The following is a 13,236-nucleotide window of genomic DNA, read 5'->3' as shown; positions in this document are numbered from 1 at the left end:
ATGAAAATAAATATGTGGATCAACGTGCTGCACAGCAGCATCGCCAGCGACGCTTCCCGCTCGCCCATCTGGAAGATCGGTCAAGGCTCATATACAATATATGGTATCGGCAGCGCGGAAATGAAGGGCATGCCCCACAACCCCGCCCATGATCCCGCCCATGATCCCGGACGGGATTTGCAGCCGGAACGGCCTTTCCGCATCGACCGGATGGAGCGGCCGGCCATGACGGAAGAGGCCGGCGATATCTTCATGATCCAGACGCCCGGTGGCGGCGGTGGCGGGGCGGCCGCGGGGCAGGCCGAGGGCGTTCAACGGACTGGCGCAAACCATTCTCATTTCGGCTCCGGCCTCTTGTCTACTCATGCAATAGACATAACATCGTCCTCAGCGAATCGACACAGGAGGAACGATGTCATGACCGAGCGGACCGTCACCGACCGAACCCCCATCATCCTGACCCTGGCCGGCATGGAACAGCCCGGGCCCGGCCACTGGCTGAGCCGGTGGAACGAGGAACTGCCCGATTGCCAGCCGGTGGCGCTGGGCCTGTGGGCCAACCCCAATCGCAATGCCTGGGTCACGGCGCTGAACATCGCCATTCGCGAGGCCGACCGGCCGGTCGTGCTGGTGGCGCGCGGGCTTGCCTGCCATGCCGTCGCCTGGTGGGCGGCGCTGGAGCGCCCCGCTTATGGCACCCCCGTTGCCGGCGCGATGCTGGTCGCGCCGCCGCGCATCGACACGGCCAGCGACGATCTGCGCTATATCGGCTTCGGCCCGGCGGCCAAGGTGCTGCTGCCCTTCCCCAGCGTGGTCGTCGCCAGCCGCAACGATCACCGGATGGACTATGCCGGCGCGCAATCCCTCGCCCGCCTGTGGGGCAGCCATTGCGTCGACGGCGGCGAGATCGGCTCGGCCAACGACGCTGCCGACCTTGGCCGCTGGACGCATGGCCGCACGATATTGCACTGGCTGACCGCGCAGGACGGCGAAGGCTTGGCCGCCGCCCCGCGCGGCGCGGCGGAAATCATCGGCTTTCCCGGAAGGACGGCGCGGCCCATCGATCTCTCGCTCTAGGCAGTGCCAACCCTCTCCGGCTCCCATCCGGAGAGGGTTTTGCTATGCCCGGCCAATCTCTTCGGGCTGCGCGGCAAAGCGCCGGGCGATGAGGGCGCAGGCGATCAGCTGGATCTGGTGGAACAGCATCAGCGGCAGGATGATCGGGCCGACCTGCGCCGCGGGGAACAGCGCGCCGGCCATCGGCACGCCCGAGGCAAGGCTTTTCTTCGATCCGCAGAACAGCAGCACGATCGCATCCTCGCGGCGGAAGCCGAAAAGCTTGCCCGCGCTCCAGGTCAGCAGCAGCACGACGGCCAGCAGCAGCACGCACAGCAGCGCGATCACACCCAGCTCGCCCAGCGACACGCGGCTCCACAGCCCCTCCACCACCGCCGCGCCGAAGGCGGTGTAGACGACCAGCAGGATCGACCCCCGGTCCACCATCGTCACCAGCGCCTTGTGCCGGGCCACGAAGCCGCCGATCACCGGCCGCAGCAAATGGCCGCTGACAAAGGGCAACAGCAGTTGCAGCGCGATATTCTCGACCGAGGAGAAGGAGACGGCGCCGGTCTCTCCCCCCATCAGCAGCGCGACCAGCACCGGCGTCACGAAGATGCCCAGGATGTTGGAGAAGGAAGCGCTGCACACCGCCGCCGCCACATTGCCCCGCGCCATGGCGGTAAAGGCGATGGAGGATTGCACCGTAGAGGGCAGCAGGGTGAGAAACAGCATGCCCGCCGCCAGGATCGGCGGCAGGAAGGGTATCGCCCCGATCGCGACGCCCAGCAGCGGAAACAGCACGAAGGTCGTCGCCAGCACCGCGCCATGCAGCCGCCAGTTGCGCGCGCCCGCCCAGATCGCCTCACGCGAGAGTTTCGCGCCGTGGAGGAAGAACAGCAGCACGATCGCCGCATCGGCAATGCCCCCGAACAGCGGCACGCCCCATCCGCGCGGCGGCAGCACGCTCGCCAGCAGCACCGTGCCGAGCAGCATCAGGATGAACGGGTCGAGCAGGCCCTTCAGCCGCACCATCATGCCTTGCCCGTGCCGTGGAACCCGGCGCTCAATGCCGTGCCGCCGGGGTGGGTGCGGGAAGCGTGATGTTCACTGTCTGGCCGGGCACCGGCGTCAGCAGGATGATCGCCCCGCAGCACAAGCCGAGCACGCCCCAGACATAGCGTTTCTGGCGCAGATCCTGTGCGCCGCGCACCAGGCAATAAAAGCCGGCCAGGGCGATTGCCGTCGTCCAGAACATCGTCATCTTGCTGTCATATCCTTACCGGAGCGGACATGCGCGCCCCGCCCGGCGACATAGGTAAAGGCGACCGCCCTGTCATCACCCAGAATCTGCAGCGCGAACAGGCGCTCGGCCAGCGGACGCCCAGCGGTCCGGCGGGCGAGCAGCGGGGTGGCGGCGCCATCGAGCACGACGAAGTCCGCCTCCTGCCCCGGCTGCAGCGCGCCGACCCGGTCGGCCATGCCCAACAGCCGCGCGCCCGCCGCCGTGGCGAAATGGAGGGCGCGGAAGGGATCGAGGCTTTGCCCGCGCATCTGGCAGACCTTGTACGCCTCCCCCATGGTCGAAAGCAGCGAGAAGCTGGTGCCCGCGCCGACATCCGTGCCCATGCCGAGCTTCACGCCATGGGCGTCGGCGCGGGCAAGGTCGAACAGGCCCGAGCCCAGGAACAGGTTGGAGGTGGGGCAGAAGGCGATGCCCGCCCCGGCCTGCGCCATGCGGGCCATGGCGCGGTCGTCCAGATGCACGCCATGGGCGAAGACCGATCGCTCGCCGACCAGCCCGAAGCGGTCATAGACGTCGAGATAGTCGATGGCATCGGCGAAGCGCGCGGCGACAGCGGCGATCTCGCCCCGATTTTCCGACAGATGCGTGTGCAGCAGCGCCTCCGGATGCGCGGCGAGCAGGTCGCCCGCCACCTGCAACTGTGCGTCGGAGGACGTGAGCGCGAAACGCGGCGTCACCGCATAGCCGAGCCGCCCCCGACCCCGCCAGCGCGCGATCAGCGCTTCATTCTCGTCGCGCGATCCCTCAGGCGTGTCGCACAGGGCTTGCGGCGCGCACTGGTCCATCATCGTCTTGCCCGAGACGATCCGCATGTTGCGGCTGAGCGCCGCGTCGAACAGCGCATCGACGGACCCCGGATGCACGGTGGAGAAGACCAGCGCGCTGGTGGTGCCGTTGCGCAGCAGCTCGTCGAGGAAGAAGGCCGCGACCCCATCGGCATGGGCGCGATCGGCAAAGGCGATTTCGGCGGGGAAGATATGCCGGTCCAGCCAGTCGAGCAGTTGCGCGCCATGGGCGGCGATGCGGTCGGTCTGCGGATAATGGACATGGGTGTCGATGAAGCCGGGCACGATCAGCCCGCCGGGGAAGGCGGTGACGGGCAGGCCCGGAAAGCGGGGCTCAAGCATCGCATGGTCGCCCAGCGCGATAACGATGCCGTCTTCCACCACCAGCAGACCGTCTTCATGATGGACGATGGCGTCCATGCCCGCCTGCGCGGGATCATGGGGCATGGCAAGGATTTCGGCGCGATAGCCGTGGAGGGTCATGCGGCCCCGCCTTCCCTGCCGTCCTTCGCGTCGTCCTTCAGCGCCAGCAACTGCGCCAGCACGGCGATGGCGATCACCTCGGGTTGCTTGCCGCCGATGCCCGGCATGCCGATGGGGCAGACCATGCGGGAAAGCGCCGCTTCCCCCACCCCCGCCGTGGCGAGGCGCGAGCGGAAGCGCGCGCGCTTGGTGGCCGATCCGATGACGCCGGTGAACGCGAAAGGCCGGGCCAGCGCCGCCTGCACCAGGCGGAAGTCGAGGCCATGGTCGTGGGTGAGGATCAGCACGGCGACATCGTCCGGCGCGGCGGCGATGGCGGCGATCATCTGGTCCTCGCGCGCATAAGTGACGCCAGCGATGTCGGCCGCCTCCGCGCGGCTATCATACCAGGCGAAGGCGAGCGGCAGGCCATGGGCGGCGCGGGCGATCGCCTGCCCGACATGGCCGGCGCCCAGCATGATGACGGGGCGCGGCGGATCGCCCAGACGCTCCGCCAGCACCATGCCCGGCGCTGGCCGAGGATCGCGGGCGGAGGGCGGCGCGGCGGCGGCATCGGGGCCAAGCCGCGCGCGCGCGATCCGCCCCTCCTCGAAGCGCGCTTCCCAGACCGTGCCGAAATCGGCGGCGTTGAGCCATGCCGCCGCGTCATCGTCCAGCCGCTCGACCAGCAGCCGCACCTTGCCGCCGCAGCATTGGCCGAGCAGCGGCCCCAGCGGATAATCCTGCACCCGCCAGCTGCCCGGCGGATGGGCAAGGATGGCGCGGGCCTGCTCGGTCGCGCGATATTCCAGCATGCCGCCGCCGATGGAACCGGACAGCCCCGTTGCCGTCACCACCATGCGCGTGCCCGGCCCGCGCGGCGCGGAGCCTTCGGTCGCAAGGACCGTCACCATCGCGGTCGGCCCCCGTGCCAGCCCCCGCAACGCCTCTTCCGCCCAGTCGAGCACCGCCATCACCCCGCGCGCAACGCGGCGATGGCGCCAAGGATGCGCTCAGGGGTGGCGGGCGCATCGAGGGCGGGCAAAACTTTGCCCGGCACCGCGGCGGCAACCGCATGGGTCAGCGCCGACAGCACGGAGAGCGCCAGCATGAAGGGCGGCTCGCCCACGGCCTTCGAACGATGGATGGTCGGCACATTGGCGCAGCCGCCGTCCCACAGGCGAATGTCCATATGCGCAGGGCGATCGCTGGCGGTCGGGATCTTATAAGTCGATGGCGCATGGCTCAGCAGCCGACCCCTGTCATCGAACACCAGTTCCTCCGTGGTGAGCCAGCCCATGCCCTGGATGAAGCCGCCCTCCACCTGCCCCAGGTCGATGGCCGGGTTCAGCGAGCGGCCGACATCGTGGAGGATGTCCACGGCCAGCACCTTGTGTTCGCCGGTCAGCGTGTCGATCACCACCTCGCTCATTGCCGCGCCATAGGCGAAATAATAAAAGGGCCGGCCGCTGTGCCGGGCACGGTCATAATGGATGTCGGGCGTCGCGTAGAAACCGCTCGCCGCCAGCGAGACGCGCGCCAGATAGGCCATGCGGCACAGCTGGGCGAAGGGCGTGACGCTCTCCCCCGCCACCATGCCTTCGGGGGTGAAGCGCACATCCTCCGGCGCGATGCCGTGGCGGGCGGCGAGCAGGCTGGCGAGGCGGTCGCGGATCTGCAGCGCGGCGTTCTGCGCCGCCATGCCGTTGAGGTCCGAGCCCGAGGACGCGGCAGTCGCCGAGGTGTTGGGCACCTTGTCCGTCCGCGTCGCGGTGATGCGGATGCTCTCGACCGGCACGGCAAAGACATCCGCCACCACCTGCGCCACCTTGATGAACAGGCCCTGCCCCATCTCCGTGCCGCCATGGTTGAGCTGGATCGAGCCATCGGCATAGGCCAGCACCAGCGCCCCGGCCTGGTTGAGATGCGTCGTCGTGAAGCTGATGCCGAACTTGACCGGGGTGAGCGCCAGCCCCTTCTTCAGCACATGGTGGGAGGCGTTGAACGCCTGCACCGCCGCCATCCGCCCGGCATAGTCGGCACGGGCCGCCAGTTCATCGATCAGGTCGGGCGCGACATTGTCCGTCACTTCCATATGGAAGGGGGTGATGTTGCGCCCTCCCCCTTCGCCCGGCCGAGCGTAGAGATTGACCCGCCGCACGGCGAGCGGATCGCGCCCCAGATGCACGGCGATGGCGTCCATTACCCGCTCGATCACCAGCATGCCCTGCGGCCCGCCGAAACCGCGAAAGGCGGTGTTGGACACGGTGTTGGTCTTCGCCCGGTGCGAGACGATCTCGACTGCGGGCAGATAATAGCAATTGTCGGCGTGGAACATCGCCCGGTCGTTGATCGCGGGCGACAGGTCCGTGGTCGCGCCGCAGCGCGAGGCGAGCGTCATGCGGATACCGGCGATCCGCCCCTCGCCATCGAAGCCGACATCATAGCTGGCAGCAAAATCATGGCGCTTGCCGGTCATCACCATGTCATCGTCCCGGTCGCAGCGGAACTTGGCGGGGCGGCCGGTCTTGCTCGCCACCAGCGCGGCGGCGGCGGCGAACAGCGCGGCCTGCGTTTCCTTGCCGCCGAATGCCCCGCCCATGCGCCGCACCTCCACCGTCACGTCGGCGCTGGCGCGATGCAGCAGATGCGCGACCAGATGCTGCACTTCGCTGGGATGCTGGGAGGAGGTGAGGACATGCACCTGCCCATCCTCGCCCGGCGTCGCGAGCGCCACCTGCCCTTCCAGGTAGAAATGATCCTGCCCGCCGATGGCGATCCTGCCGGAGAGCCGATGCGGCGCGGTAGCCATCGCGCCATCGGAATCGCCCCGGCCCATGGTCTGGCTCGCCTCGATCAGGGACTTTGCCGCCAGCGCGGCCTCGATATCGAGCAGCGCGGGCAGCGGGGCATAATCGACCCTGGCCAGCTTTGCGGCGCGGCGGGCGGCGGTGGCGCTGGTCGCGGCGACAAGGAAGATCGGCTGGCCGACAAAGAGCACCCGCCCCTCGGCCAGCAGCGGATCGTCGCTCGCTACGGGGCTCACGTCATTCTTCCCCGGAATGTCGGCGGCGGTATAGACCGCGACCACCCCCGGCGCGGCGCGCACGGCGGAAAGGTCCATCGACAGGATATCGGCATGCGCCTCGCTGCCCTGGCCGAAGGCAAGGTGCAGCAGGTCGGCGCTTTCGGCCATGTCGTCGACATAAAGCGCGGCGCCCGCCACCTGCATCGCGGCGCTGTCATGCGGCATCGGGCTGTGGACCGCGCCGGCCGCCGGCAAGGGCAATTCGGGCGGCAGGGCGGCGTCGCGGTCAGCCATGGCGCGAACCTGCAAAAACGGGCAGCAATGCCGGGGCAAGCACGCTCATCGGTTCATCGGGATAGCGCGTCTTCGCCCATATCCGCCGCAGCAGATTGGCGGCGGCCGTCAGCCGATAGGCGGAAGACCCGCGCACGTCGCTCAGCGGCGCATAATCCTCGCCCAGCGCGGCGCAGGCAGCCTCGACCGTGGCCTCGTTCCATGGCTGGCCGATCAGCGCACCCTCGCAGGCGCGGGCGCGGGCGGGCGTGCCGGCCATGCCGCCAAAGGCGATGCGCGCATCCATGACCATGCCCGCCGCGATCGTCAGCACGAAGGCGCCGCAGACGGCCGAGATATCGCTGTCGAACCGCTTGGACAGCTTGGTGATGCGCACCAGCGTTTCGGGCGTGGGGCGCGGCACGAAGATACTCTCGACAAATTCGCCGGGCGCGCGGTCCTGCCTGCCATAGGCGAGGAAATAATCCTCCAGCGGCATCGTCCGCCGACCGTCGCCGCGCCGCAGGGTGAGGCTCGCGCCCAGCGCGATCAACGCCGGCGGCATGTCGCCGATGGGCGATCCGTTGGCGATATTGCCGCCGATGGTGCCGGCATTGCGCACCTGCGTCCCCCCGATCCGCCGCACCAGCTCACCCAGATCGGGCGACAGGCGAGTGAGGGCCACCTGCGCCTCGGCATAGCGCACGCCCGCGCCGATGGTGAGGCCCCCGGTCGTCTCCTCGATCCCGCGCAGGTCGGCGACATCGCCCAGCAGGATGATGTCGGGCAGCACGCGCTGCTGCTTCGTCACCCACAGGCCGACATCGGTGGCGCCCGCGACCAGCCACGCCACGGGATGGTCGATCAGCAACGCCGCCAGTTCATCCGAAGAGCGCGGCGCGAAGCAGCGGCGGGTGGTGCCGGACAGCGGGTCGTCATAGGTGAAGGACAGCGGCTCGTCGCGCACCAGCGCCTTGAGCGCCGCCACGACCTCCGCATCGTCCTGCGGCGCGGGCATCACCCTCTCGCCCGCCGCCAGTATCGGGCCATAGCCGGTGCAGCGGCACAGGTTGCCGGAAAGCACATCGGCCACAGGCACGTCCACCGTGCCCATAGCGCCGATCGCCCGGCCATGGAGCGACATGACGATGCCCGGCGTGCAGAAGCCGCATTGCGACCCGTGGCATTCCACCATCGCCTGCTGCACCGGCGCGAGCGTACCGTCCCGCGAGAGGCTTTCCACGGTCATCAGCGCGCGCCCGTCCAGCATCGGCACGAAGAGGATGCAGGCATTGACCGCGCGCCATGCCACCGCCTCGCCGCCGCTGTCCGCTTCGGGCGAAAGCTCGCCCAGCAGCACCGTGCAGGCGCCGCAATCGCCCTCCGCGCAGCCTTCCTTGGCGCCGGTGCGGCGCAGGCGATAGCGCAGCAGGTCCAGAACGGTCGCGGTGGGATCGACATCGGCGATCTCGACCAGCTCGCCATCCAGCAGGAAGCGCACGCGCATCTCAGCTCCCCCGATAGGTGGAATAGCCGAAGGGCGAGACGAGCAGCGGCACATGATAATGGTCGCTGCCCGGCGCGACGCCGAAATCGATGGCGACGGTATCGAGGAAGGGCGGATCGGTGAGCGCCACACCGCGCGCACGGAAATAGGGAGCGATGTCGAATTCCAGCCGGTAGCGGCCGGGCGCCAGCGCGGGCAGGCCGGCGCAGCGGCCATCCTCATTGGTCGTGCCCGCGAACAGCCGGCTGCCGTCCGCCGCCGTCAACCGCAGCGCGACGCCTGCCGCCGGGCAGCCATGGGCGGTGTCCAGCACATGCGTGGACAGGGTGGGGGTGGACGGGGTGGGGGTGGAAAGGCTGCTCATGCCGCCGCCTCCCGCGCGTCCGGGCGCGGCCATTCGCCCAGGAATTCAGGCTCGTCATAGGCGAGCAGGTCGGCGACCAGCTGGTCCTTGTCGTCAAGGAACAGCTGGTTGGCAACGCCGGCCACAAGGCGCGGCAAGGCGTTCTTCAGCCCCGAAAGCGCGGAGGCGGAGAGGCCAAGGCTGATCAGCGCGGAATAGTTGAAGGCGAACAGGCCATGGACGCGCGCGCTATCCTCCGGCGCGCGCGGCATCAGCTCGAAACCCTCGCCCAGATAGGGATGCGCGTCGATCAGCGGATTGGCGACGGCGGCGGGCGGCGTGACCCGGTCGCGCCAGCGGGCGATGCCGTTCGCCACCAGCGCCAACTCCGGGCGCAGCGCGGGATCGCTGACCAGGCCGGTGGACAACACGACGAAATCGAAATCATGGCGGCCCTGCGGCGTGGTGACGCGCACCACTCTGCCATCTGGCCCGCCATCCGGCCCGTCCACCTCCTCCACATCCAGCCAGGGCGCGCCCAGATGCAGGGCAAAGCCGGGCCAGGCCGCCGCGCGCGCGAACGTGTCGTTGGTCGGCGGCTGGTTATGGCCAAGGAAGCCCGCCATCACCCGATATTTGGTCTCGTCGTCCAGCGCCGGATAGCGGGCGGTGAAGCCCTGCCGCTCCATGAAGCGGATGGGATTGATGCGCGGCAACGTCTCGCGGCGAACGAACACCTCCACCGCCGCCGCGCCCAGCCCCAGCGCCCAGTTGGCATTGTCGAAGGCCGAAGCGCCGCCGCCAAGGATGCCGATGCGTCTGCCCACCATCGCCGCATAATCGATCGGCTCGCTGCTATGGGCATAAAGTTCCCGCGACAGCTTCTGCGCGATCATCGGCGGGGTATGCCATTGCCCGCCGCCCTGAATGCCTGTCGCCAGCACCACTTTTCGCGTGAGGAAGGTGACGCCATTGGCGATGTGCAGGCGATGCAGGCCATCCTGCGGCATCGGCTCGATCATGGTCAGCCTGTGGTCGTTGCGCACCGGCAACGCCAGCACGCGGCGATACCAGCGCAGATAGGCCATCCAGTCGCCCCGCGCGATCCTCTCCAGCGCCGCCCAGCTTTCCCGCCCATGCTGCGCCTCCCACCATGCCCGATAGCTGAGCGAAGGCACGCCATAGTCGATGGGGGTCAGATCCTTGGGCGTGCGCAGCGTCACCATGCGGGCATAGGTTTCCCATGGCCCCTCATAGCCCTCCGGCCCGTCGTCGATGACGAGGATATTGCCGATCCGCTCGCGCAGCAGGCCGAAGGCGGCGGCAAGTCCGCTCTGCCCACCACCGACGATGACCACGTCATGGACATGGCCGTCCTCATGGATGCGCGGGCGGGTCCAGTCGGTGCCGGCATGGCCGATCAGCATCAGCTCGCACATCAGCCGCGCTTCCAGCATGGGCAGGCCGATCGCCTCGCCTTCCGTCATGGCAAATCCTCCAGCCGCAGGCGGACGATCTCGCCGATCTGGCCGATGGCGGTCGCGATCTCGGTCTCCCGGTCATGGGCGGCACGGCGTTCCATGGCGTCCAATATGCCCGCCTTGTCGGTCAGGCGCACGCAGATGATGAAGGGAAAGCCGAAGCGTTCCGCATAGGCGGCGTTCAGCGCATGGAAGCGGGCATATTCCCCCGCCGTCAGCCGGTCGAGCCCGGCCGACGCCTGTTCTGCGGCCGAGGCGTCGGTCAGGGTCCGGTCGATCGCCGCCTTGCCGGCCAATTCGGGGTGGGCGCGGATGAGGGCAAGCTGTTCCTCCGGGCGCGCGTCATGCACCGCCTGCATCAGGCCGGCATGGACATCGGCAAAGGGCCGCAACATCGCGGCGCGCGCCACCACCCAGGGCGAATGTTCGAAGAGCGCGCCGAAGCGGGCGACAAAGGCCGCCTCGCTGAGCGTGTTGACCTCTTCCAGCGTCAATGCGTGCTCCCTTCCAGGCTGACATGGGCGGTCACGACCTTCCACCCGTCCGGGAATTTCACCCAGCTCTGCGTCTGGCGCCCGCGCCGGTCGCTGTTCTCGCGGAAGAATTCGGCGTCGGCGGTGGCGAAAGCGGGGGCGCCGTCCCCGCCCCCATAGACGGTGATCGCCACCTTGCCGAGCCTGCGCTGAGGCGATCCGCCGCGTCCCTTGCGGAATTCCCGGATCTCCTCGATGCCGTACAGCACCTCGCCCACGCCATAGCGGTTGGTCGTCGGCGCCTCATGGAACAGCGCGTCCATCGCCGGGATATCATCCTCCATCAGCGCGCGCTCATATTCGGCGAACGCGGCGGTCACTTCGGCCAGCAGGACGGGATCGTCGATGGTCACGGGATCAGTCATCGGGGGCGTGCTCCTTCAGCCAGTGACGGGCAATATCCACCCGCCGCGCGATCCAGACATCCTCTCTTGCGCTTATATGGTCCAGAAAGCGGGCGAGCGCCGCCGTCCGCCCCGGCCGCCCGGCAATGCGGCCATGCAGGCCGACCGACATCATGCGCCCACCCTCGGCATGAAGATAGTCGAACGTGTCGCGCAGGTAACGGAAGAACTGCTCCCCTTCGGTGAAGCCGTTCAATGCCACGATCTTCATGTCGTTGACGTCCAGCGTATAGGGGACGATCAGCTGCGTCATGCCGAACCGCCGGTCATAATAGGGCAGGTCGTCGGCATAGCTGTCCGCGTCATAGAGGAAGCCCCCCTCCTCCGCGACCAGCCGCGCGGTGTTGGGCGATGTGCGGCCCTGATACCAGCCGAGCGGGCGGCTGCCGGTAAGCCGGGTATGAAGGGCGATGGCCTGCGCGATATGGGCGCGCTCCACATCCTCGGGCACATATTGATAGTCGATCCATTTGAGGCCGTGGCTGGCGATGTCCCAGTCCGCCGCCAGCATCGCCGCGACCGCCTCCGGGTTCATCTCCATCGCCTTCGCCACGCCGAAGACGGTGACGGGAAGCCCGCGCGCCGTGAACAGCCGGTGCAGCCGCCAGAAGCCCGCGCGGCTGCCATATTCGTACAGGCTCTCCATCGCCATCGCCCGGTCCGCATGGCTGCCCGCACCGACCATTTCGGAAAGGAAGGCTTCGGAACCCTTGTCGCCGTTGAGGATGCTGTTCTCCGCGCCCTCCTCATAATTGACGACGAACTGCACCGCGATCCGCGCGCCACCGGGCCAGCGCGGATCGGGCGGGGTGGCGCCATAGCCGGTGAGGTCGCGGGGGGTGGTCACGCTCACCCCTCCCACCCCAGCAATGCCGCATCCACCGCCGCACCCGCCGGCAATGCAAAACCCTGCGCGCGCAGGCACGCTTCCAGCGCGGCCAGCGTGATCAGCACCTTATGCTTCATCGCATTGTAGCCCATCGCGCCGATCCGCCACACCTTGCCCTGCAACGGGCCGAAGGCGGTGCCGATCTCGATCTCGAACCGCTCGCGCATGGCGGCGCGCACCGCCTCGCCGTCGACGCCCTCGGGGATGTAGACGCCGGTCACATTGGCCATGCGATGGGCGTCGTCGCCGAAGACCGTCAGCCCCATAGCCCGCAGCCCGGCCGTCACCGCGCGGCCGGCGGCGGCATGGCGGGCGTAGCGTCGGTCCAGCCCCTCGGCGAGGCAGATGCGCGCGCATTCCCGCGCGCCATAGAGCATCGTCGTCGCCTCGGTATGGTGATTGAGGCGCTTGTCCGACCAGTAATCCATGATCATGGCGAGGTCGAAATAGTTGGAGCCGATGCGGATGCCGGTGCCGTCCGCAATGTCGTCGCGGCGGATGCCCCGTTCCACATGGCGGCGGGCGAAGATATGCTCGGCGGCGCGATCCGACAGCGTGATCGGCGCGGAGCCCGAGGGGCCGCCAAGGCATTTCTGCAGGCCGCCCGTCACCACGTCCACGCCCCAGCGGTCGGCGGCGATCGGCATGCCGCCGATGGTCGCGGTGGCATCGACATAGCTCAATGCACCCGCCGCGCGGCACAGATCGCCCAGCCCATCCAGCGGCTGCGCCATCGTCGTCGAGGTATCGCCATGCACGCAGGCGACGACCTTCGGCCCGAAGCGCGCGATGGCGGCGGCGATGGCGTCCATCGGCACCACTTCGCCCCAGGGCGCGTCGACCGTCTCGATCTGCGCGCCGATGCGGCCGAGGATTTCGGTCAGCAGCAGCCCGAAGCGCCCGAAATTGACCACCAGCACCCGGTCGCCGGGCGCGACCAGCGAGACCAGCGCCGCCTCTATCCCCGCCCGCGCGGTGCCGTCGACCAGCATCGTCCAGTGGTTCTGCGTGCCGAAGATCGGGCGATAGAGCGCCATCACCTGGTTCATATAGCCGGTCATTTCCGGGTCGAACTGGCCCAGCAGGTCGGCGGACATCGCGCGCAGGACCCGTGGATGGGCGTTGACCGGGCCGGGGCCCATCAGCAGCCGCTGGGGCGGGTCTATCTC

Annotated in this window: 13 protein-coding genes; 1 reads left to right on the top strand and 12 read right to left on the bottom strand. The window is 68.7% G+C overall.

What is annotated here, in order from left to right; genetic code table 11:
• The first annotated feature begins 417 nt into the window (after nt 1-417).
• A complete protein-coding gene (locus WFP78_RS02520; RefSeq protein WP_336958335.1) occupies nt 418-1,077 on the top strand; it encodes an RBBP9/YdeN family alpha/beta hydrolase in 660 nt (219 codons plus the stop codon).
• Nucleotides 1,078-1,119: 42 nt separating this feature from the next.
• Here WFP78_RS02520 and WFP78_RS02515 read toward each other — a convergent pair whose 3' ends face one another.
• The 12 genes from WFP78_RS02515 to WFP78_RS02460 are packed head-to-tail and all read right to left on the bottom strand — an operon-like array spanning nt 1,120 to nt 13,209.
• Complete coding sequence (locus tag WFP78_RS02515; RefSeq protein WP_336958868.1) at nt 1,120-2,091, bottom strand: bile acid:sodium symporter family protein; 972 nt, start codon at nt 2,089-2,091, stop codon at nt 1,120-1,122.
• Nucleotides 2,092-2,122: 31 nt separating this feature from the next.
• Entirely contained in the window at nt 2,123-2,320 is a 198-nt protein-coding gene (locus tag WFP78_RS02510) for a hypothetical protein (RefSeq protein WP_336958333.1), read from the bottom strand.
• A complete protein-coding gene (gene guaD / locus WFP78_RS02505) occupies nt 2,317-3,630 on the bottom strand; it encodes a guanine deaminase (protein ID WP_336958331.1) in 1,314 nt (437 codons plus the stop codon). The genes WFP78_RS02510 and guaD overlap by 4 nt, the downstream gene beginning before the upstream one ends.
• Nucleotides 3,627-4,583, bottom strand: coding sequence for a xanthine dehydrogenase accessory protein XdhC (xdhC, locus tag WFP78_RS02500; protein ID WP_336958329.1), 957 nt, complete (start codon nt 4,581-4,583; stop codon nt 3,627-3,629). Before xdhC ends, guaD begins: the two co-directional genes overlap by 4 nt.
• Nucleotides 4,583-6,931 carry a xanthine dehydrogenase molybdopterin binding subunit gene (gene xdhB / locus WFP78_RS02495; protein ID WP_336958327.1) on the bottom strand — a complete coding sequence of 783 codons (2,349 nt, stop codon included), beginning with the start codon at nt 6,929-6,931 and terminating at the stop codon, nt 4,583-4,585. The genes xdhC and xdhB overlap by 1 nt, the downstream gene beginning before the upstream one ends.
• Nucleotides 6,924-8,417, bottom strand: a complete 1,494-nt coding sequence (gene xdhA, locus WFP78_RS02490) for a xanthine dehydrogenase small subunit (protein ID WP_336958325.1) — start codon at nt 8,415-8,417, stop codon at nt 6,924-6,926. Before xdhA ends, xdhB begins: the two co-directional genes overlap by 8 nt.
• A 1-nt stretch (nt 8,418) precedes the next feature.
• Nucleotides 8,419-8,781 carry a hydroxyisourate hydrolase gene (uraH, locus tag WFP78_RS02485; protein WP_336958323.1) on the bottom strand — a complete coding sequence of 121 codons (363 nt, stop codon included), beginning with the start codon at nt 8,779-8,781 and terminating at the stop codon, nt 8,419-8,421.
• The gene (locus WFP78_RS02480) at nt 8,778-10,247 is read right to left on the bottom strand and encodes an FAD/NAD(P)-binding protein (protein WP_336958321.1); all 1,470 of its coding nucleotides are present in this window, start codon (nt 10,245-10,247) and stop codon (nt 8,778-8,780) included. The genes uraH and WFP78_RS02480 overlap by 4 nt, the downstream gene beginning before the upstream one ends.
• On the bottom strand, nt 10,244-10,735 hold the full coding sequence (gene uraD, locus WFP78_RS02475; protein ID WP_336958319.1) for a 2-oxo-4-hydroxy-4-carboxy-5-ureidoimidazoline decarboxylase: 492 nt from the start codon (nt 10,733-10,735) through the stop codon (nt 10,244-10,246). The genes WFP78_RS02480 and uraD overlap by 4 nt, the downstream gene beginning before the upstream one ends.
• Nucleotides 10,732-11,127, bottom strand: a complete 396-nt coding sequence (gene hpxZ / locus WFP78_RS02470) for an oxalurate catabolism protein HpxZ (RefSeq protein WP_336958866.1) — start codon at nt 11,125-11,127, stop codon at nt 10,732-10,734. Before hpxZ ends, uraD begins: the two co-directional genes overlap by 4 nt.
• Nucleotides 11,128-11,131: 4 nt before the next feature.
• Nucleotides 11,132-12,025 carry an allantoinase PuuE gene (gene puuE / locus WFP78_RS02465; protein WP_336958317.1) on the bottom strand — a complete coding sequence of 298 codons (894 nt, stop codon included), beginning with the start codon at nt 12,023-12,025 and terminating at the stop codon, nt 11,132-11,134.
• Nucleotides 12,026-12,027: 2 nt separating this feature from the next.
• Nucleotides 12,028-13,209 carry a pyridoxal-phosphate-dependent aminotransferase family protein gene (locus tag WFP78_RS02460; RefSeq protein WP_336958864.1) on the bottom strand — a complete coding sequence of 394 codons (1,182 nt, stop codon included), beginning with the start codon at nt 13,207-13,209 and terminating at the stop codon, nt 12,028-12,030.
• Nucleotides 13,210-13,236: the final 27 nt, after the last annotated feature.

It is taken from the genome of Sphingobium aquiterrae, assembly GCF_037154135.1.
GTDB lineage: Bacteria > Pseudomonadota > Alphaproteobacteria > Sphingomonadales > Sphingomonadaceae > Sphingobium > Sphingobium aquiterrae.
Note: the sequence above shows the minus strand (reverse complement) of the source record. Positions and strands in the feature narration are given on the sequence as shown.